18 protein-coding genes are annotated in these 20303 nt (G+C 73.7%); 11 read left to right on the top strand and 7 right to left on the bottom strand.

The window, feature by feature from the left end; genetic code table 11:
• A partial coding sequence (locus F9B16_RS37255) for a PucR family transcriptional regulator ligand-binding domain-containing protein (RefSeq protein WP_192809177.1) occupies positions 1–513 on the bottom strand: 513 nt, incomplete at its 3' end.
• An 86-nt stretch (positions 514–599) separates the two neighbouring features.
• Here F9B16_RS37255 and gabT point away from each other — a divergent pair.
• From gabT to F9B16_RS37220, 7 genes are all read left to right on the top strand, one after another.
• Positions 600–1952, top strand: a complete 1353-nt coding sequence (gene gabT, locus F9B16_RS37250) for a 4-aminobutyrate--2-oxoglutarate transaminase (protein WP_151544928.1) — start codon at positions 600–602, stop codon at positions 1950–1952.
• 169 nt (positions 1953–2121) lie between these two features.
• Complete coding sequence (locus F9B16_RS37245; RefSeq protein ID WP_151544927.1) at positions 2122–3840, top strand: amidohydrolase; 1719 nt, start codon at positions 2122–2124, stop codon at positions 3838–3840.
• A gap of 1 nt (position 3841) precedes the next feature.
• Positions 3842–5008 (top strand): ABC transporter substrate-binding protein, encoded by a 1167-nt coding sequence (locus F9B16_RS37240; protein WP_151544926.1) that lies wholly within the window; start codon positions 3842–3844, stop codon positions 5006–5008.
• Complete coding sequence (locus tag F9B16_RS37235) at positions 5001–5858, top strand: branched-chain amino acid ABC transporter permease (RefSeq protein ID WP_151544925.1); 858 nt, start codon at positions 5001–5003, stop codon at positions 5856–5858. The genes F9B16_RS37240 and F9B16_RS37235 overlap by 8 nt, the downstream gene beginning before the upstream one ends.
• A complete protein-coding gene (locus F9B16_RS37230; RefSeq protein WP_151544924.1) occupies positions 5845–7536 on the top strand; it encodes a branched-chain amino acid ABC transporter ATP-binding protein/permease in 1692 nt (563 codons plus the stop codon). Before F9B16_RS37235 ends, F9B16_RS37230 begins: the two co-directional genes overlap by 14 nt.
• Positions 7533–8222 carry an ABC transporter ATP-binding protein gene (locus F9B16_RS37225; protein ID WP_151544923.1) on the top strand — a complete coding sequence of 230 codons (690 nt, stop codon included), beginning with the start codon at positions 7533–7535 and terminating at the stop codon, positions 8220–8222. Before F9B16_RS37230 ends, F9B16_RS37225 begins: the two co-directional genes overlap by 4 nt.
• 159 nt (positions 8223–8381) lie before the next feature.
• The gene (locus tag F9B16_RS37220) at positions 8382–9173 is read left to right on the top strand and encodes an SDR family NAD(P)-dependent oxidoreductase (RefSeq protein ID WP_151544922.1); all 792 of its coding nucleotides are present in this window, start codon (positions 8382–8384) and stop codon (positions 9171–9173) included.
• Between the two features lie 28 nt (positions 9174–9201).
• Here the strand turns inward: F9B16_RS37220 and F9B16_RS37215 are convergent, their stop codons facing one another.
• From F9B16_RS37215 to F9B16_RS37205, 3 genes are all read right to left on the bottom strand, one after another.
• Positions 9202–10209 carry an LLM class flavin-dependent oxidoreductase gene (locus tag F9B16_RS37215; protein ID WP_151544921.1) on the bottom strand — a complete coding sequence of 336 codons (1008 nt, stop codon included), beginning with the start codon at positions 10207–10209 and terminating at the stop codon, positions 9202–9204.
• Positions 10210–10249: 40 nt separating this feature from the next.
• Entirely contained in the window at positions 10250–10528 is a 279-nt protein-coding gene (locus F9B16_RS37210) for a hypothetical protein (RefSeq protein WP_151544920.1), read from the bottom strand.
• A 113-nt stretch (positions 10529–10641) separates the two neighbouring features.
• Entirely contained in the window at positions 10642–12351 is a 1710-nt protein-coding gene (locus F9B16_RS37205) for an ExeM/NucH family extracellular endonuclease (RefSeq protein ID WP_151544919.1), read from the bottom strand.
• A gap of 467 nt (positions 12352–12818) precedes the next feature.
• Here F9B16_RS37205 and F9B16_RS37195 point away from each other — a divergent pair, with 467 nt between their 5' ends.
• The 3 genes from F9B16_RS37195 to F9B16_RS37185 all read left to right on the top strand — a co-directional run bounded on the left by F9B16_RS37195 (position 12819) and on the right by F9B16_RS37185 (position 17012).
• Positions 12819–14096, top strand: a complete 1278-nt coding sequence (locus F9B16_RS37195; protein WP_151544918.1) for a lipase family protein — start codon at positions 12819–12821, stop codon at positions 14094–14096.
• A 115-nt stretch (positions 14097–14211) separates the two neighbouring features.
• On the top strand, positions 14212–15219 hold the full coding sequence (locus F9B16_RS37190) for an acyl-CoA desaturase (protein ID WP_151544917.1): 1008 nt from the start codon (positions 14212–14214) through the stop codon (positions 15217–15219).
• Between the two features lie 32 nt (positions 15220–15251).
• Positions 15252–17012: a fatty acyl-AMP ligase gene (locus tag F9B16_RS37185; RefSeq protein ID WP_151544916.1), complete on the top strand. Its 1761-nt coding sequence runs from the start codon at positions 15252–15254 to the stop codon at positions 17010–17012.
• A gap of 22 nt (positions 17013–17034) precedes the next feature.
• On the opposite strand, the gene F9B16_RS37180 is transcribed toward F9B16_RS37185, so the two are convergent.
• From F9B16_RS37180 to F9B16_RS37170, 3 genes are all read right to left on the bottom strand, one after another.
• A complete protein-coding gene (locus F9B16_RS37180; RefSeq protein WP_225992282.1) occupies positions 17035–18366 on the bottom strand; it encodes a PucR family transcriptional regulator in 1332 nt (443 codons plus the stop codon).
• Positions 18367–18566: 200 nt separating this feature from the next.
• Positions 18567–19418: an EamA family transporter gene (locus F9B16_RS37175; protein ID WP_225992281.1), complete on the bottom strand. Its 852-nt coding sequence runs from the start codon at positions 19416–19418 to the stop codon at positions 18567–18569.
• Positions 19415–19957 carry a MarR family winged helix-turn-helix transcriptional regulator gene (locus tag F9B16_RS37170; protein WP_151544915.1) on the bottom strand — a complete coding sequence of 181 codons (543 nt, stop codon included), beginning with the start codon at positions 19955–19957 and terminating at the stop codon, positions 19415–19417. Before F9B16_RS37170 ends, F9B16_RS37175 begins: the two co-directional genes overlap by 4 nt.
• A gap of 161 nt (positions 19958–20118) precedes the next feature.
• On the opposite strand from F9B16_RS37170, the gene F9B16_RS37165 reads away from it, so the two are divergent.
• A partial coding sequence (locus tag F9B16_RS37165; protein WP_225992280.1) for a hypothetical protein occupies positions 20119–20303 on the top strand: 185 nt, incomplete at its 3' end.

The raw sequence follows: 20303 nt of genomic DNA, 5'->3' as shown, positions 1-20303 counted from the left end.
GGCGCCGGACGCGTCCAGCAGCAGCGCCCATCCGCCGAGCAGCCGCGCCAGCCGCCGCACGAGCGCGCCGGGCCCGGTGAGCGCGGCGCGGGTCAGCTCGCGCTGGGCCTGGAACGCGCGGGTGACGTCCTCGTACCATTCGGCGGCCAGCATCCGCGAGACGGCCTTGCCGATCGCGATGAACGGGGTGGGGCGCGGCACCTCCAGCAGCGCGAGGCCCCGGTCGCGGGCGGCGGCGAGCAGCTCGGGCGGGACGCCGGGGTGGATGACGCCGACCGCGAAGCCGAGCCCGGCGACGCCGCGCCCGACGAGCCGGTCGACGTAGCGGGCGGCGCCGCCGGCGGTGAGCCGCATGCCGGTGGTGAGGACGAGCTCGCCGCCTTCGAGGAACGGGGTGGGGTCCTCCAGCTCGCTGACCGCGACCCACACGACCGGCGCGTCCGGCAGCGGGCCGGTGAGGGAGCGCAGGCCGAGCTGCGGCAGGGCCGCCACGGCGGCCAGCGTCGGCGGCACCCGCACTCCCTCATGTCCAAAGCTTTGGACGGATTTCGCCGTCCCGTACGGTTCATCGTAGGGGTGGTTCGGCTTATGTTCGCGCCATGACCAGCCAGAACCTGAGCGGCGGCGAGCGCCTGCCGCAGGAGCGACGCGTCGTGACCGAGATCCCGGGGCCGCGGTCCCGGGAGTTGCAGGAGCGCCGCGCCGCGGCGGTGGCGCCCGGCGTCGGCAGCGTGCTGCCGGTGTACGTGACGGACGCGGGCGGCGGGGTGGTCGTCGACGCCGACGGCAACTCGCTGATCGACTTCGGCTCCGGCATCGCGGTGACGAGCGTGGGCAACGCGAATCCGCGGGTCGCCGCGCGGGTGAAGGAGCAGGCGGACCGGTTCACCCACACGTGCTTCATGGTCGCGCCGTACGAGTCGTACGTGGCGGTGTGCGAGAACCTGAACCGGATCACGCCGGGCGACCACGAGAAGCGGTCGATCCTGGTCAACAGCGGCGCGGAGGCGGTGGAGAACGCCGTCAAGATCGCCCGGTACGCGACGGGCCGCCAGGCGGTCGTGGTGTTCGACCACGGCTACCACGGCCGGACGCTGCTGACGATGACGCTGACCGCGAAGAACATGCCGTACAAGCAGGGGTTCGGCCCGTACGCGCCCGAGGTGTACCGGATGCCGCTCGCGTACCCGTTCCGGTGGCCGACGGGGCCGGAGAACTGCGGGCCGGAGGCGGCGGCGCAGGCGATCGACCAGATCACCAAGCAGATCGGCGCGTCCAACGTGGCGGCGGTGGTCGTCGAGCCGATCCAGGGGGAGGGCGGGTTCATCGAGCCGGCGCCCGGGTTCCTGCCCGCGATCGCGGAGTTCTGCCGCGCGAACGGGATCCTGTTCGTCGCGGACGAGGTGCAGACGGGCTTCGCGCGGACGGGCGACATGTTCGCCTGCGAGCACGAGGGGATCGTCCCGGACCTGGTCACGACGGCGAAGGGCATCGCGGGCGGGCTGCCGCTCGCGGGCGTCACCGGCCGCGCGGACATCATGGACAAGGTGCACGGCGGCGGGCTCGGCGGCACCTACGGCGGCAACCCGCTGGCCTGCGAGGCGGCCCTCGCCGTCCTGGAGGAGATCGAGGAGGGCAAGCTGACCGAGCGGGCCCGCCGGATCGGGGAGATCATGCTGCCCCGGCTGCGCGCGCTCGCGGAGAAGCACGAGGCGATCGGGGACGTCCGGGGGCGCGGTGCGATGATCGCGATCGAGCTGGTCCGGCCCGGCACCAAGGACCCCGACCCGGAGTTGACGGCCGAGATCGCGCGGCGCTGCCACGCCGCGGGCGTGCTGGTGCTGACCGCCGGGACGTACGGCAACGTGCTGCGCTTCCTTCCTCCGCTGGTCATCCCCGAGCACCTGCTCATCGAGGGGCTCGAGGTGATCGAGGAGGCGTTCGCCGGCTGACCGCCTGAAGCCCGGCCGGGACCGCCGGCGCCCGGTGCGGCGCCGGCGGTTCCGGCATGCCCGCGTGCGCTTGTGAGGGGGCTCACACCGTTACCCGCCCGTTATTGACCGGTCTTCGTTTGGCCCCGTACGTTCGCAAATACGTTTGGGCCCGAATGAAGAGGCGCACATGCACGCGAACCCCGATCCCCAGGCAACCCCCGACCTGGTGCTGCTGGACGGCGAGGTGCTCACCGCCGACGCCGCGTTCCGCACCGCCCGCGCGGTGGCGATCACCGGCGGGACCGTCACCGCGGTCGGCGCGACCGACGCGATCCGCGCGCTGGCCGGCCCCCGCACCGAGGTCGTCGACCTGCGCGGCCGGACCGTCCTGCCCGGCATCAACGACTCGCACCTGCACGGCTGCGCGTTCGGCTCCACCCGCCCGCCGCTCGCGCTGGACGTCGGGTTCCCCGCCGTGCGCTCCATCGCCGACGTGCAGGCCGCCGTGAAGGACGCCGCGTCCCGGCTGCCGGAGGGCGCGTGGATCCGCGGCAACGGCTGGGACACCGGATACCTCACCGAATGCGCCGACGGCCGCCGGATGCCCGACCGCGCCGACCTCGACGCCGTCGCGCCGCACCACCCCGTCTACCTCCAGGACTTCAGCGGCCACCTCACCTGGGCCAACTCCCGCGCCCTCGACCTCGCCGGCGTCACCGCCGACACGCCCGTCCCGGAGGGCGGCGTCATCCACGTCGACGGCGCAGGCAACCCGACCGGGCTGCTCGCCGAGGGCGCGCAGGCCCTCGTCCAGCGGCACCTGCCCGCCTACACCCGCGACCAGATCGAGCGCGCCATCCGCGAGGCCGTCGCGACGCTGCAGCGCGAGGGCATCACCAGCTACACCGAGCCCGGCCTCGGCCCCGGCGGCAAGAGCCTGTTCGCGGGCGCCGCCGGGCAGCTCACCCTCGACGTCTACGCCGATCTCGCGCGCGCCGGAGACCTCGGCGCCCGCGTCAGCGTCCTGCTGCTGCTCACCGGGATGGGCGGGTCCGCCGCCGAGATCGCCGAAGGGCTGGCGAGCGCCGAGATTCCGGACGGCGTCGACCCGCGCCTGCTGCGCGTCCTCGGCGTGAAGCTGTTCGCCGACGGCATCCCGCCGAACAAGACCGCGTGGATGAGCGAGGAGTACACCACCGGCGGCCACGGCTGCCTGTGCGTGCACGGCGCCGCCGACGCGCTGCGCACCCGCGAGCTGACCGAGATGATCCGGCTCGCGCACGCCGCCGGGCACCAGCTCGGCGTGCACGTCACCGGCGACCTCGCCATCGACGCCGTCGTCGACGCGTTCGAGGCGGCGCAGGCCGAGCACCCCCGCGACGACCCGCGGCACTACGTCATCCACGCCGACCTCGTCGGCCCCCGCAGCCTCCGCAAGCTCGCCGCGCACGGGTTCGGCGCCAACATGAACCCGGCGATCAAATGGACGATCGCCGACATGATGGAGGAGATGCTCGGCCCCGACCGGGCCGCCTACCAGTGGCCGGTCCGGTCCGCGGTCGACGCCGGGATTCCCGTCACCGCCAGCTCCGACGCGCCGGTCACCTACCCGAACTGGCGGCAGGGCATCGCCGCGATGCTGCTGCGCGAGTCCAAGGCGAGCGGCCGGACGTACGGGCCGGAGGAGCGCGTCGGGCTGGCCGAGGCCGTCCGCGCCTACACCGCCAACGCCGCCTGGCAGGACTTCGCCGAGGACTGGAAGGGCACCCTCGAACCCGGCAAGGCCGCCGACGTCACCGTCCTCGACGGCACCCTCACCGGGCTCGACCCGCACGACCTGCCGGACACGCCGGTCGCGATGACGGTGTTCGACGGCCGGGTCGTGTACGCCGCCGAGGGCGTCTGACATGCGGATCGGCACGATCCTCGCGGCGGCGGCGCTGCTCGCGGCGGCCGCCGGCTGCGCGACCGGCGCCGACGCCGGCACGGGCCCGATCCGGATCGGGTCGGTGTCGACGCTCAGCGGCGCGGTCACCTTCCCCGAGGCGTCGCAGGCCGCCCGCGCCGTCTTCGACGACGTCAACGCCGCCGGCGGGATCAACGGCCGGAAGATCGCCTACACCGCCGGCGACGACAAGGGCGACCCGGCGACCGCCGCGCTCGCCGCCCGCGACGTCATCCAGAACAAGCACGCCGTCGCCCTCGCCGGCGGCGCGAGCCTGGTCGACTGCCAGGTCGACGGCCCGCTCTACGACCGCTACGCGATCGCCGACATCCAGGGCACCGGCGTCGACCCCGGCTGCTTCCGGTCCCCGACGATCTCGCCGACGAACGTCGGCCCGTTCCTCGGCACCACCCTCACGCTCTACTACGCGTCCGAGCACCTGGGACTGAACCGGCTCTGCGGGTTCTTCTCCATCATCGGCAGCACCGGACGCGCCTACCACGACGGCGTCACCCGCTGGACGAAGCTGACCGGCAAGCGGCTGCTCATCGAGGACCGCAGCCTGTCCGCGCAGACGACCGACTACACGCCCTACATCCTGCGGGCCCGCGCGGCCGGCTGCCAGGGCGTCTTCTTCAACGGCACCGAGCCGATGGACGTCGGCTGGGTGAAGGCGGCGCACGCCCAGAACGTCACCGGCGTCAAGTGGCTCTTCCTCACCTCCACCTACACCGACCAGGCGGCGCGCGCGTTCGGGCCGTCCGGCGCGGACGTGGTGGCGCTGTCGGAGTTCGAGCCGTACACCGACGTCCGCTCCTCGGCCAACCAGGACTGGAGGGCCACGATGACCAGGCACCACGTGCCGCTCACCTCGTTCGCCCAGGGCGGCTACCTCGCCGCGACCCATCTCGTCACCGTGCTGCGCGGGATCAAGGGCGACATCACCCGTGCGTCCGTGCTGCGGGCGCTGCGGACCCTGCGCCCGCTGCCGTCCGGCATGACCGGCACCCCGTTCGCGTTCGGCCCCGGCGACGCGCACGCCTCCAACCTCGCGGGCAAGTTCGTCCGGCCGGGCGGCAACGGCTGGACGGTGCTCACCCCCGACTGGGTCAGGCTGCCCAATGGTTGAGGGAGCGATCGCCGGACTCGCCGGCGGCGGCGCCTACGCCGCGCTCGGGCTCTGCCTCACGCTGATGTTCCGGCTGGTCAGGGTGGTGAACTTCGCGCAGGTCGCGATCGGCGTCATCGGCGTCTACACGATGGCGGTCGCCGCCGAGCACGGCTGGCCGTACGGGCTCGCGGCCCTCGCGGGGCTGCTCGCCGCCGTCTTGGTCGCCGCCGCGCTCGGCTGGGTGATGGGGAAATGGTTCGGGGAGGCCGGCACCGACCAGCGCTCCGCGATCTCCATCGCGTTCCTCGTCGGCCTGCTCGCCGCCTCCTACCTGGCGTTCGGCACCCACCCGCGCCGCATGCCCGGGGAGTTCGGCGGCTCGCTGTTCACGGTCGACGGCATCACGATCACGCAGGCGTCCGCGGTGTGCGTGCTCGGCACGGTCGTGGTGGCGGGCGCGGCGTGGCTCGTGCTGGCCCGGACCGTCCTCGGGCTGCGGCTGCGCGCCCTGTCCGAACGCCCGACGACCGCCGAGCTGCACGCCATCCCGAGCCGCCGCCTCGGCGTCGGCATGTGGGCGGTCACCGGGCTGCTGTCCGCCGCCGTCCTGCTGGTCGTCGCGCCGCAGCAGACCAGCGACCAGACGTCGCTGGCGCTGATGGCGATCCCCGCCTGCACGGCGGCCCTGGTCGGCGGGTTCCGCAGCCTCGGCCTCACCGTCGCCGGCGGCCTCGGGCTCGGCGCGCTGCAGGGCGCGCTCGCCCACGTCGGCGAGCTCGCGCAGTACCGCGACGCGGTGCCGTTCCTGGCGATCCTCGCCATCTTGATCTGGTCGCAGAGGCGGGAGGTGTGGGATGCGGCGCGTTGAGTTCCTCCGGCAGCCGCTCGCGGCGCTGGTCGTCATCGCGGTCGCGGCCGCGGTGGTCCCCGAGTACTGGCTGTTCCTCGCGACGTCGGCGCTAATGTCGGCGGTCGCGCTGCTCGGCCTCGGCGCCGTCGGCCGCGCGGGCATGAACTCGCTGTGCCAGCTGTCGTTCGCCGCCGTCGGCGCGTGGACGGTCGCGCGGCTCAGCGTCTGGGACGTCCCTGGCTCGATCATCGTCTGGGTCGTCGCGGGCGGGCTCGCCGCGATGCCGTTCGGCCTCGTCGTCGGGCTCCCGGCGCTGCGGCTGCGCGGCGTGCACCTCGCCGTCGTCACGCTCGGGTTCGCCGCGGCGGCCGACGTCGTCGTGTCGGCCGTCAACTTCCCCGGCGTCGACTCCTACCAGCAGGTCGGACGGCCCGGCTTCCTCGCCACCGACCGGCAGTACTTCGTCTACGCGGGCCTGGTGTTCGTGATCGCCGGCATCGGCGCCGAGCTGCTCGGACGCACCCGGACCGGCGCCGCGTGGCGGGCCGTCCGGTTCTCCGAGCGCGCCACCGCCGCGTCCGGCACGAGCGTCGCCCGCGCGAAGCTGTCCGCGTTCGCCGCCAGCGCGTTCGCGGCGGGCGTCGCGGGCGGGCTGCTCGCCGGCCAGGTCGGCATGATCACCGCGCAGAACTTCCAGACGATCGGGTCGCTCGCGCTGTTCGTCGTCGCCGTCATGGCGGGCGCCGAGTACGTCGGCGGCGCGCTGTTCGGCGGCGTGCTGATGACGTTCGTCCCGGAGCTGTTCCGCCGCGCCGGGATCTCGCAGGACTGGGCGAACGTCCTGTTCGGCGCGGGCGCGGTGCAGGCGCTGTCGCAGGGCAGCAGCGTCAGCGAGGGCCTCGCCCGGCGGCTGCGCGCCCGGCGTCCCGCGCCCGTCCCGCCGCCGCGCGCCGCGACGTCCGGCGGCGAACCGCCGCTCGGCACCGAACCGCTCCTGGAAGTGCGCGGGCTGAGCGTGCGGTACGGGCAGGTCAAAGCGCTGCAGGACGTCGACCTCGTCGTCCCGGAGGGCACCGTCATGGGGCTGATCGGGCCGAACGGTGCGGGCAAGTCCACGCTCACCGACGCGCTGTCCGGCTTCATCCCCTCCGCGACCGGGAGTGTCACGCTCGCCGGACGCCGGCTGGACGGCCTGCCCGTACACCGCCGCACCGCCGCCGGGCTGCGCCGCACCTTCCAGCAGGACCGCGTCCCGACCGGCCTCACCGTCGGCGCCTACCTGCGGTTCGCCGCGCACCGGCGGGTCACCCCGGCCGAGGTCGGCGACGTCCGGGAGTTCCTCGGCTGCCCGCCGGAGGACGCGCACGTCGCCGACCTCGACGTCGGCAGCCGCCGGCTGCTGGAGGTCGCCGCCGCGCTGCTCGCCCGCCCCGAGCTCGTCGTCCTGGACGAGCCCGCCGCCGGCCTCGCGCACGCCGAGTCGCTCGCGCTCGCCGACCGGCTCGTGGAGGTGCCCGCCCGCTACGGCGCGTCCGTCCTGCTCATCGAGCACGACCTGGACATGGTCCGGCGGGCCTGCGCGCGGATCGTCGTCCTCGACTTCGGCGAGGTCATCGCGTCCGGCCCGCCCACCGAGGTCCTCGCGCGGCCCGACGTGGCCCGCGCCTACCTGGGAGACGAGGTGGCCCTCACATGAAGGAGCTGAGGCTCGACGCGGTGTCGGTCGGGCGGGGCGGCGCGCCGATCGTCCGGGACGTCGGCCTGACCGTCCCGGCGGGCGAGGTCACCGTCCTGCTCGGCCCGAACGGCGCCGGGAAGACGACGCTGCTGGAGGCCGTCGCCGGGGTGCTGCCGATCACGTCGGGACGGCTCACCGGGGACGGCGACGACATCGCCGGCCTCGACCGGGTGCGGCGCGCGCGGCGCGGCATCGCGCTGGTCGAGCAGGGCCGGACGGTGTTCGCGCAGCTCACCGTCGCGGAGAACCTGCGGGCCGTGCGGCGCGGCCCGGCCGCCGACCGCGCCCTGGAGCTCTTCCCGGAGCTGCGCAAGCGGATGGACGTGCGGGCCGGGCTGCTGTCGGGCGGCGAGCAGCAGATGGTCGTGCTGGCGCGGGCGCTCGCGATGTCGCCGTCGGTGCTGCTGATCGACGAGATGTCGCTCGGCCTCGCCCCGGTGATCGTGAAGCGGCTGCTGCCGGCCGTCCGCGCGCTGGCGGACGGCGGCGTCGCGGTGCTGCTCGTCGAGCAGTTCGCCACGCTGGCGCTGGAGATCGCCGACACGGCGCACGTGCTGGCCGGCGGCCGCCTCACCCACTCCGGCCCCGCGGCGCCCCTCCGCAAGAACCCGGAACTCCTCCAAGCCGCCTACCTGGGCACCTGAAGACGTTCCCTTGTGGCGTGCCGCCCTTATGAGCACCGTCATAGGGGCGGCACGCCCCCACACCACGGGCGGGCGCGCCGGGGGCGCGGGGTTGGCGCGCCGCTCCCCTGCCGCCCGGTGCGCGGCCCCCCCCCCCCACAACTCGACGGAAGGACGCGCATGGGACGGGTATTGATCGTCACGGGCGGAGGGAGCGGGATCGGGGCCGCGGTCGCCGCGGCGGCGGCGGAGCGCGGCGACACCGCGGTGATCTGCGGGCGGCGCAAGGACGCGCTGGAGCGGGTCGCCGCCGCGACCGGCGCCGAACCGCGCGTCTGCGACGTGTCCGACCCGGACGCCGTCGCCGACCTGGTGGACGGCGTGGTCGCCGCGCACGGACGCCTCGACGGCCTCGTCGCCAACGCCGGCGTGATGCGCGCCGGCGCCGTCCTCGACCTCACCCCCGAGGACTGGGACGTCACGCTGCGCACCAACCTGACGTCGGTGTTCCTGCTGGCGAAGGCGGCCCTCCCGCACCTCATCGAGGCGAAGGGCGCCCTCGTCGCGGTGTCGTCGGTCGCGGCGCTGCGCGCCCCGCTGGACGGCGCCGCGTACGCGACGTCCAAGGCCGCGCTGACCATGCTCACGCAGACGATCGCCGCCGACTACGGGCCGCGCGGCGTCCGCGCGAACGTGGTGTGCCCCGGCTGGATCCGCACCGAGATGGCGGACGCGGAGATGAGCGAGTTCGGTGCGCCGCTCGGCCTCGGCCGCGAGGAGGCGTACGCGGAGGTCACCCGGCTCGTCCCGCAGCGCCGCCCCGGCACCCCGCAGGAGGCCGCGGCGGCGGTGCTGTGGCTGCTCGGCCCCGAGGCGTCCTACGTCAACGGCGCGGTGCTGTCGGTGGACGGCGGCACCGCGCTCCCCGACCCCGGGACCGTCCCCTTCGCCTTCGAGGTCAGAGCCCGCTAGTTGGAGGTCAGAGCCCGCTGTTTCTAGGTCAGAGCCCGCTGGCGGCGGGCGGCTCGACGGTCTTCAGGTCGTACAGCTCCGCGAGGATCTCGTAGGAGCGGATCCGGTCGGCGTGGTCGAACACCTGCGTGGTCACCATCACCTCGTTCACGCCGGTCCGCTCGACCAGCGCGTCCATCTGCCGCCGCACGGTCTCCGGGCCGCCCATGACCTGGTCGGCGAGCCGCGAGTCGATCATCTGCCGCTCCAGCGGCGTGTACGGGTGCGCGGCGGTCTCCTCCGGCGTCGGCAGCTTCCCCGGCCGCCCCTGCCGCAGCCGCAGGAACGCCAGCGCCTGCGGCGCGGCGAGCTCGCGGGCCCGCTCGTCGGACTCCGCCGCCGTCACCGACACGCCGATCATCGAGTACGGCTCGTCGAGCATCCCCGGACGGAACGAGTCGCGGTACAGCGCCAGCGCCGGCACCGTGTTCTCGGCGCTGAAGTGGTGCGCGAACGCGAACGGCAGCCCGAGCAGCCCGGCCAGCCGCGCGCTGTACCCGCTGGACCCGAGCAGCCACACCGGCGGCTCGTTGCCCGCCGCCGGCGTCACCGTGCTGTCCTCGGCGAAGTAGCCCCGCAGCTCGACGACCTGCTCGGGGAAGTCGTCGACCGACAGCGCGTCGGGGGAGCGGCGCAGCGCCCGCGCGGTCGCCTGGTCGGTGCCGGGCGCCCGGCCGAGGCCGAGGTCGATCCGCCCGGGGAACAGCGCCTCCAGCGTCCCGAACTGCTCGGCGACCACCATCGGCGCGTGGTTCGGCAGCATCACCCCGCCCGACCCGACCCGCATCCGCGACGTCACCGCGGCGACCTGCCCGATCAGCACCGAGGTCGCCGAGCTCGCGATGCCCGGCATCGTGTGGTGCTCGGCCAGCCAGTACCGGTGGAAGCCGAGCCCCTCGGTGCGCCGGGCCAGGTCGAGGGTGTTGCGCAGGGCGTCGCCGGACGTGGCGCCGCTCACCACGGGCGCCAGGTCGAGGACGGAGAAGGGGATGCTCATAAAGAGTGTGAACCCGCCGGGCCCCCGCCCTCTTCCCGCGTCAGCCGGTCAGCGCCGCCACCGCCGCCCCGGCGGCGACCGCGAGGACGACGGGCACGGTGATGCTGACCCACGACCAGTTCACCAGCCGGCGCGCCCGGTCGGCGTCCGAAGGGAAGACCCCCTCGGCCTTGGTGTACAGCACGGCGCCGACCACGACGAGCGGCAGGAACGCGAACGTGGTGAGCAGGCCCAGGATGAACGCGAGAGTCTGGCCGACCCGCGTGTAGGTCCCGTCGGACCCGATGCCGAACGCCAGTCGGGGAGCTGCTTCGTTCATGCGCGCACCGATCACTAGAAAGTGTGATCCGGATCATACGCTCCGTGAGCGGCGGCGCAAGGGGCCCGGACGCCCGATTTCCGGACGTCCGGGCACCACGGGAGCCTGCGGGGTCAGTGCAGGCGCAGGCCGAGCAGGACCGGGTCGTGGTCGGACGAGCGGAACGCGTCCGGGTGGTAGAAGCGCGGCTGGTTGTACTCGGTGTTGTAGTCGAGGAACGTCGGCTCGTCGCTGTTGACGTGCCAGATCGTCGCGCCCGTCACCCGCTTCGCCAGCGCGGCGCCGGCGAGCACGTGGTCGAGCTCGCCGGACATGCCGTCGAAGACGTAGGAGTAGCGCTGCTCCGGCCGGACGAACCGCTCGGTCTGCCCGGCGAGGCCGGCGGCGGTGAGCACCTTGATCGGGTCCTCGGCGGTGTAGCTGTTGAGGTCGCCGATGACGAGCGGGTTCTCCTCCTGGGCGGCGAGCGCGGCGACCGCCTTCGCCTGGACGACGCGGTGGGCGTTGAAGCAGCCCTGCCCGTCGCCCTGGTCGGTGTCGGCGCCGGTCGCGCCGGTGCAGCCCTTCGACTTGAGGTGGTTGACGATCAGGGTGAACGCGGTGCCGCCGTTCACCGGCCGGAACGCCTGCGCGAGCGGCGGGCGCTCGAACACGGCCTGGTCGGACGAGTGCGCCGCGCCGACCGGCGTCAGCTTCGCGGGCTTGTAGATGATCGCGACGTGGATCGCGTCGGTGCCCGGGTTCGGGTTCTCGATCCAGGAGTACGTTCCGGCGCCGACGGCGTCGTTGAGCCGGTCGACCAGCGTCTTCAGCGCGCCGCTGTCGCCGTTGTTCTCGACCTCCATGAGCCCGGCGACGTCCGGGTCCAGGCCCTTGAGGGCGGCGACGAGCTTGGTCAGCTGCCGCTCGCGCTCGTCGGCGGTGTTCGCGCCGCGCTCGTTGAGAGTGGTGAACCAGTTGAGGGTGTTGAAGCTCGCCACGCGGACGTCGCCGCCGACCGGCTGCGGCTTCTTCGGCTGCGGGTTGTCGTTGGCGAAGTGCGCCGTCTTGGTGGGCTGGAGCGCGTAGGCGCCGAACTGGTAGGTGAGGACGCCGGTGAGCCCGGCCGTGGTGTCGCCGATCCGCAGGACGCGCTTGTCGGTGTACGGGATCGTCGCCGGGTCCTGCACGTTCGACCCGTCGTCCACGAGGAGCTGCCGCGCGTCGTTGTCCGCCTGCGTCGAGCCGTGTCCATCGGTGGGCTGGAAGAGGCGGCCGCCGGCGGAGACGGTGATCTCGCCGTAGCGGCCGAGCTGGTAGGTCTCGGTGGCGGTGAGCTTCTGCGGGAAGCGCAGCAGCTCGCCCTCGTACTGCTCGAGGTTCGCGCCGTCCTCCAGGGGCAGCCGCACGTTGTCGGGCGCGACCTCGCCGTCGCCGCACACGTTCACGGTGGTGACGGGCGACAGTTCGGTGAGGCCGTTGTACTCGGTGGCCTTGCCGGTGACGAGGACGCGGTCGCCCGGCTGCACCTCCTGCGTGGAGTAGACGAAAAGCCCGTCGGAGGTGCGCGGGTCGTCGTCGGGGGTCGGGTCCTGGACGAAGAACCCCTTGAGCTGGTCGGCGCGCTGGAAGTCGCCGGTGACGACGCCCTCGACGCGGACGGTCTGCCCGCGCAGCGGGGAGGTGGTCCCGGTGCCCTGGACCTCGGCGATCTGGTGGGTGGCGGGAGTGGCGCAGGTCTCCGGCTCCGCCGCGGCGGCCGGGCCGCCGGCCGCCGTGGCCGCCGCGGCCGCGGTGATGCCGGCGGCCAGGACGGTCGTGAGTGCTGCTGCTGTTCGGCGCATGCGCGGGACGGTACGGCCCGGCCGCCCCGTACCGGCGAACCGTTAATGAAGACTCCACCAATTTGCAATGGATTGTCGCAATTGGAATGGCCCAGGACGCGCCGGTGAAAGGGAGGGTCGAGCGTAGACCTGACCGTCGCCCTGCCCCTCCCGCACCGACCTGGTGAAGCCGGGTCGTCGACGAGCCCGCCGACGCGGCGGCGTGCGCAGCTGCGGCAGCGTCAGCGAGTCGTGGATGGCCGCCGGCGCCCGCGCGGAGATCGCCATCAGCGGCCGCGACGCCGCCATCACCGCCGTCGTGACCTCCTCGGCCTCGGCCTCGGCGAGCCCGGCCTCCGGAGGCCCCGTTTTTGACTTGGTTGCTAATAAGGGCGCCCGACCCTGTGACGCAGCTTCATTCCGCGCCGCGCCGCCCCTGGGGGACAGTCATCAGCGTTCACTTTCCGGACCCACCCCTGGAGCGAGGAATGCGACTTCGGACCCTGCTCACCACCGCGGCGCTTGGGGCCGCCCTGGCCGTGCCCGCGGTGCTCACCGCGCCGCAGGCCGAGGCCGCGCCGCCGGGCTGCGACGCCACGGACGCGCAGATCTACGCGGCGCCCTCCGGCACGGTGACCGGGAGCCCGGGCGACCTGCTCGCCTGCCGTCCGGCGAAGCTCACCAACATCCCCGGCGACGTGCCGATGCACGCCTGGAAGGTCCGGTACGTCTCGACCGACGCCAAGGGGCAGAAGATCGCGGTGTCCGGGACCGTCGCGGTGCCGGACGCCGAGTGGAAGGGCGGCGGGTCGCGGCCCACGGTCGCGTTCAACCCCGGCACCCTCGGCTCCGGCCTGCAGTGCGCGTTCTCCAAGCAGCTCGCCGGCCAGTACGTCGACATGTACGAGGGCGGCAACCTGCAGCTGATGCTCAAGGCCGGGTACGCGGTCGCCGCCACCGACGGCGTCGGCTACCTCGACGGCCAGGTGCACACCTACATGATCGGCGCGAACGCGGGGCACGCGCTGCTCGACATCGTCCGCACGTCCCGGCAGATCCCCGGCGGGACGCTGAAGGCGGACGGGAAGGTCGGCATCTCCGGCTACTCCGAGGGCGGCGCCGCCGCGCTGTGGGGCGCGCAGCTCGCTTCGTCGTACGCGCCGGAGCTGAACGTGGTCGGCGCGGCGGCGGGCGGCGTGCCCGGCGACCTGAAGCTGACCGCCAAGCAGCTGAACGGCAGCCTGTTCGCCGGGTTCCTCGCCGACGCGCTCGTCGGCCTGCACGCCGCCTACCCGGAGATGCCGTTCGACGACCTGATGAACGACAAGGGCGCCCAGGCGATCAAGGACGTGAAGGCGAACTGCCTGTACGGGACGCTCGCGGTGTTCCTCGGCGCGAAGGTCGAGAACTTCTCCAAGCAGGGCCTGTCCCTCGACCAGATCTACGCCCTCAAGGGCCCGGACGGCACCACCTGGGGCGACATCGTCGACCGGCAGAAGCTCGGCGTCGACATCGGCACCGCGTCCTCGAACGCCAAGTACAAGATCGGCTTCCCGGTGTTCCAGTACCGCGGCTGGCTGGAGGAGATCATCCCGCACGAGACCGAGGACGGCACGCACGAGGCCTACTGCAAGGCCGGCATCAACACGACCTGGAAGAACACCTACCCGACCGAGCACCTGTCCACCGACTGGGGCGCCGCCGGGGACGTGACGAACTTCCTCGGCGACCGGTTCGCCGGCAAGCCCGCCCAGAGCAACTGCTGAACCAGCGCCCCGCCCGCGGGGACCGGGCGGCCGGGACGACCGGCCGCCCGGGACCGGCGGGCGGGGCCTCCGCACGCACGTATCCGCCTCCGCTCACGTATCTAAGGAGTCCGCAATGACAGCGGGTGTCGCCGACGCCGGCAGCAGAACCCCGCAGCCGGACATCTCCGGCACCGTGCCGCTGCCCGAGCGCATCGCGGTCGTGGTGTTCGTGGTCGCGCCGATCATCGGCCTGCTGGCCGCCGTCCCCTTCCTGTGGGGGTGGGGGATCGGCTGGACGGACATCGCGATCTTCGCGTTCCTCTACCCGTTCAACGCCCTCGGCATCACGGTCGGCTACCACCGGCACTTCACGCACGGCGGTTTCAAGGCCAGACGGTGGCTGCGGATCGCGCTCGCGATCCTCGGCGGGCAGGCGATGCAGGGGTCGGTCGTCCGGTGGGTCGCCGACCACCGCCGCCACCACAAGTACTCCGACCAGGAGGGCGACCCGCACTCCCCGTGGGCGTACGGGCCGGGCGTGTGGGGCCTCACCAAGGGGCTGTTCCACGCGCACGTGGGCTGGCTGTTCAGCAAGGAGCGCACGTCCCGCAGCAAGTACGCGCCCGACCTGCTGAAGGACAAGGACATCCGGTTCCTGTCCCTCGACCCCGTCTACGCGGTGATCGTGCTGTCGACGTTCCTGGTCCCGATGGGGCTCGGCGCGCTGCTCACCTGGTCCTGGCACGGCGCCGTCACCGCGCTGTTCTGGGCGGGCCTGATGCGGGTGTTCGTCGGCGAGCACGTCACGTTCTCCATCAACTCGATCTGCCACGTGTTCGGCAACGAGGACTTCAGGACCCGCGACAAGGCCCGCAACGTGTGGTGGCTCGCCATCCCGTCGTTCGGCGAGTCCTGGCACAACCTGCACCACGCCGACCCGACCTGCGCGCGGCACGGGGTGCTGAAGGGCCAGATCGACATCAGCGCCCGCGTCATCTGGATCTTCGAGCGGCTCGGCTGGGTCTGGGACGTCCGCTGGCCCGACCACGAGCGCCTCGAGACCCGCCGCGTCCGCCGCGGCGGCCCCGCCGCCGAGACCGAGCCCGCCGGCGAGCCCGCGGGCGCCGCCGTCTCCTCCTGACTCGTCCCTCCCGTACCAGGAGCTTCGTGAGCATGACCGACCTCCCCGCGCTCGACCGCACCCCGCTGATCGAGCGGCTCGCCCGGTTCGCCAAGGACTTCCCCGACGACCGGGCCTACACGTTCATGGACTACATGACCGACCCGGACGGCGTCGCCACCGACGTCACCTGGGGCGAGCTGGACCGGCGCGCCCGCGCGACCGCCGCCGCGATCCGCCGCGCCACCTCGCCGGGGCGGCGCGTCGCGCTGCTCGCCCCGCAGGACCTGCACTACGTCACCGGGTTCCTCGGCGCGATGTACGCCCGCGTCATCGGCGTCCCGCTGTTCTCCCCGGACCTGCCGGGGCACGGCGACCGGCTGCTCGCCGTCTACCAGGACGCCGAGCCCGACGTCGTCATCACCACGAGCGCGTCGCTGCCCGCCGTCCGCACGTTCCTCGCCGGCGACGGCGTCCGGGAGCCGGCCGAGATCATCGTGGCGGACGAGGTGGACGGCGCGCTGGACTGGACGCCCGAGCCGATCGACCCCGACGACGTCGCCTACCTGCAGTACACGTCCGGGTCGACCCGCACCCCGGCGGGCGTGATCATCACGCACGGGAACTTCGCCACCAACGCCGAGCAGCTGTGGCGGACGTTCGAGGGGATCCCGCGCGAGTCGTCCGGGGTGAACTGGCTGCCGGTGTTCCACGACATGGGCCTCGTCACGACCGTCGCGCTGCCGCTCGTCTACGGCAACCCGGGGGTGATCATGGACCCGGTGGCGTTCGTGATGCGGCCCGTGCGGTGGCTGGAGTTGCTCAGCCAGCAGAAGCACGCGTTCACCGGCGGCCCGAACTTCGCCTACGAGTACCTGACGGCGCAGGTCACCGCGGAGGAGAAGGCGAAGCTCGACCTCAGCGGCGTGCAGGTGTTCATGAACGGTGCCGAGCCGATCCGGGAGAGCACCCTCACCGGGTTCTACGAGGCGTTCAAGGACTGCGGGCTGAAGCCCGAGGCGCAGGTGTGCGCGTACGGGCTCGCCGAGGCGACCGTGTACGTGTCGGCGTCGTCGCGGTTCCGCGAGCCGACCCGCGCCGCGTTCGACCACGAGGCGCTGCGCCGCGGCACCGCCGAGCCCTGCGCCGCGGACGCGCCCGGCGCGATCCAGCTGATCGCGTGCGGCACGTCCTTCGGCCAGCACACGATCATCGTGGACGCCGAGACGGGCGTGCGGAAGGCGGACGGGTCGGTCGGCGAGATCTGGGTGCACGGCCCGAACGTCGCGGCCGGCTACTGGGGCCGTCCGGAGGCGACGAAGGAGACGTTCGAGGCGGAGCTGTCCGGGGACACCGGCGGCCTGCCGCGCGGGCCGTGGCTGCGCACCGGCGACCTCGGCGTCCGGCACGGCGGCGAGCTGTTCGTCACGGGCCGGATCAAGGACCTGGTCATCGTCGACGGCCGCAACCACTACCCGCAGGACATCGAGTTCACCGTGTCCAACGCGCACAAGGGCATCCGCCGCGAGTACACCGCGGCGGTGTCGGTGGACGTCGGCGACACCGAGGGCCTGGTCGTGGTCGCCGAGCGGAACCGGCGGGTGCCGATCGCGCTGCTGGACGTCGACGAGGTCGCGCAGGCCGTGCGGACCGCCGTGAAGCAGCAGCACGACCTGCGCGTGCACGACTTCGTGCTGATCGAGCCGGGCGGCATCCCGCGCACCAGCAGCGGCAAGATCGCCCGGTCGGCGTGCCGGAAGGCCTACCTCGACCGGACGCTGCCGTACGTGACCGTCCCCGCCCGGGAGGAGTAGCGCCGGGCGGATCGGGCCGGGATCAGTGCTCCCCGTCGGCGGCGTCGCGCAGCCAGACGGGGAGCAGCAGCATCAGCTCCAGCCGCAGCGCCGGGTCCTCGATGTCGTAGTCGAACAGGTCGTGGAGCTGCGCGAGCCGGTACCGGACGGTCTGCGGGTGAACGCACAGCGCCTCGGCGGCGTCGGTCGCGTTGAAGCCGTGCTTGAGGCATTCGAGCAGGGTCATCGCGAGGCGCCCGCCGCGGTGCGCGCCGAGCTCGGTGAGCGGCGCGAGCCGGCGCCGCGCCGTCGCCTCCGCGAGCGACCAGCCCTCCTGGAGCAGCAGCTCGGGCAGGTGCCGGTCCGCGCGGACGAGCCGTCCGGCGGCCGGGGCGCCGGTCCGCCGCTTCGGGCCGCCGGGCCGGTCGCGTGCGGGGGCCGCGTCGGCGGGCAGGTCTTGCGCGCCGGCGGGGTTCGCGGCGCCGCCGAGCCGCCCGGCGGCCATCAGGTCGAGCGTCCGGTGCGCCCAGTGCAGGGACACGCCGGCCTCCTCCAGCGGCACCGACGGGCCGATCGCGCCCGTCCAGCCGGAGACGGTGGCGGTGAGCCGGTCGGCGCCGCCGGGACGGTCGGGGTCGGGCATCACCAGGCACGGGCGGCCCCGGTCGACGCCGCTCAGCAGGAACGGCGGCAGCCCCGCGGGGCCCTCGCCGCCGCTGCCGGGCCGCGGGTCCAGCACGATCACGGCGATCCGCTCCGGCAGCGGCCAGCCCGCGAGCCCCGCCTGCTCCACGACGATGTCGCGGGGCGCCGGCGGGTGCGATAACAGCAGGCTGAGCAGCCGGCCGCGGCGCTGCTCCCGCTCCCCGGCGGCCTTCTCCCGCGCCCGCGCGTAGCCCTGCGCGGCGGCGGAGGCGAGCAGGTCCAGGTAGGCGAAGTTCACCTCGGTCAGCGCGATCGCCAGCTCGCGGGGCTTCTTCAGCCGCTCGGCCTCCCGCGACAGGTACCGCCAGGCCGTCCGGGACGCGACGCGCAGCGCGTTCTGCAGGTGCTCCAGGCTGCGCCCCTCGACGGCCTCGCCGTAGCCGATGTCGAAGAAGACCTGGTGGACCTCCTGCCAGGGGGTGTCCGGATCGGCGATCATCTGCACGAAGTGCCCCATGCCCTGCGCCACCGCGCTCCGGATCACGTCGGTGTAGACGGGGTCGTCCGGCCGGGCGTACTCGGGGACGTTGCGCAGCACCCCCTCGACCATGGTGTCGACCAGTTCCGGCAGGTGGGGCCGCATCCACCGGGCCTCCTCGCGCGGGACGTCGCGCCAGGGCTGGGAGGACAGATCGTCGGTCTGCGCCGACCCTTCGTACAGTTCTGTCAAAGTGTCACCTCCGTGAGCGGACACCCGGGCCGCCAGGCTAGATAGCCCGCGCCCCCTGCGACACTCACAGGAGTGACAAGCCGGACCCGCGTTTGGTACGGGACGGATTGATTTCGCGCAGCGAAATACGAAGACCAATGGCTTTCGGGCAGGAAAGCACAAGAAACACCGTTGTGCTTTGTCAACTTTCTTCCCGGTCGTCACTGCGGCAGCGTGAGGAGCAGCACCGCCGCGGCGGCGGCGACCAGCCCGGCCACCTGCCCGGCCGACAGCCGTTCGCGCAGCGCGGTGACGCCCCACAGCACCGGGACCACCGGGTACAGCGACGACAGGACCACCGCGATCACCACGAGCTGCCGCTGCGTGGCGAGCAGGTAGAGCGCGAGCGCCGTCGCCGCGACGGCGCCCGTCGCGAGCGCCAGCGACGGCGTCCGCGCGTCGGGGAACCGCAGGAACCGCGGCGTGCGCGGCCGCGCGAGCATCGGCGCGATCGTCGCGAGGGCCGCCACGCGCCCGACCGCGACCGGCCACAGGCCCGCGTCGTCGCCGGCCTGGGCGAGGGCCAGGTACTGCACGCCGATCCCGGCGCTCGCGACGAGCCCGTTGACGACCGCCGACCTGACCCGTTCCCGCTCGTCCGACCGCGACCGGGAGACCAGCCACAACGCGGGCAGCACCACCGCGATCCCCGCCCACGCCATGAGGGAGGGGCGGTCGCCCAGGAATACGACGCCCGCGAGGACGGGAAGCGCGACACCGCCGACGGCGCTGACGGGGACGACCACGCTCATCGTCCCTTCGCTGATGCCTCGGTAGAGGAACACCATGGCGATTCCGGTCCCCACTCCGGACGGCGCGCCCCACGCGAGGTCCTGCCACGCCAATTCCCGCGCGGGCACGAAAAGCGAAAAGGCGACCGCGCAGGCCAGCCCGCCGGCCTGCCCGAGAAAGGCGACCGTGCGGAAATCCGCGCGCCGCGACAGCAGCCCGCCCGCGACGTCGGCGATCCCGTAGCAGAGCGCCGAACCGAGGGCGAGCAGGGCGCCCGTCACGGGGCCGCCGGGGCCGGCTCCCCGCCGCCGAGGGCGTCGCGTTCCGCCTGCCCCACGGGGCAGACGGCGCCGTCGGTGCAGCACCCGCGGTCGCACAGGCGGCACATGACGTCCGCGTCGCCTATCTCGGCGTACAGGCGGGTCAGGAGCTTGGCGAGGAGCCCGGCCAGCAGGTCGCGCTCGTCCGCGTCCAGGCCGGCGAGGGCGGCGGCGAGCGGCGCGCCGCGCGCGGTGAGCATGGCGCCGACCGCCTTCTCGCCGGCCGGGGTCAGTCGCACCTGGACGCCGCGTCCGGTGCCGCGGTCGCGGCGGGCGAGTCCCGAGGCCTCCAGTCCGTCCAGCATGCGGGCGGCGGCGGACTGCGTGAGCCCGACGCGGCGCCCCAGCTCGGTGACGCCGAGCCCGGGCGCGTGCGCGAGCACGACCAGCGCCCCGGCGCCGCTGGCGCTGACCCCGGCGGCGCGGGTCGCCCCGGCCAGCGCGAGGTCGGTGACCGCCAGCGAGGCGGCGCCGAGCAGGTTCGCGAGTCGGTCATGCATGACTCATGCATAACAAGCCGGGACGGTCCGGCGCAACCCCGGCGAGCGAGGGCCGGAGGCCCGGCGCGGGTTCGTTTGGCGTGCGACCCTGAGGGGTAACCCCTGCTGGTCTCGTGCGCCGCACCGGATCTCGCGGCGCCGCCCGCAACGGAGGTCGCCGCATGGATCGAGGACCCGCGCCGGTTCCGGCGCCGCCGGGCGAGGAGGACGGGCGGCGGCGCATCCCCCGCACGGACGCGGTGCTCGCCGACCCGCGGCTCGCGGAGGCGGCGGCGCGGCTCGGGCGCGGCGTGGTGAAGGCGGCGGTCGTCGCGTTCGTCGTCTGTCAGGACCCCGGCGAGCGGAC

The sequence above is a fragment of the Actinomadura montaniterrae genome (genome assembly GCF_008923365.1).
GTDB classification, from domain to species: Bacteria; Actinomycetota; Actinomycetes; order Streptosporangiales; family Streptosporangiaceae; genus Spirillospora; species Spirillospora montaniterrae.
Note: the sequence above shows the minus strand (reverse complement) of the source record. Positions and strands in the feature narration are given on the sequence as shown.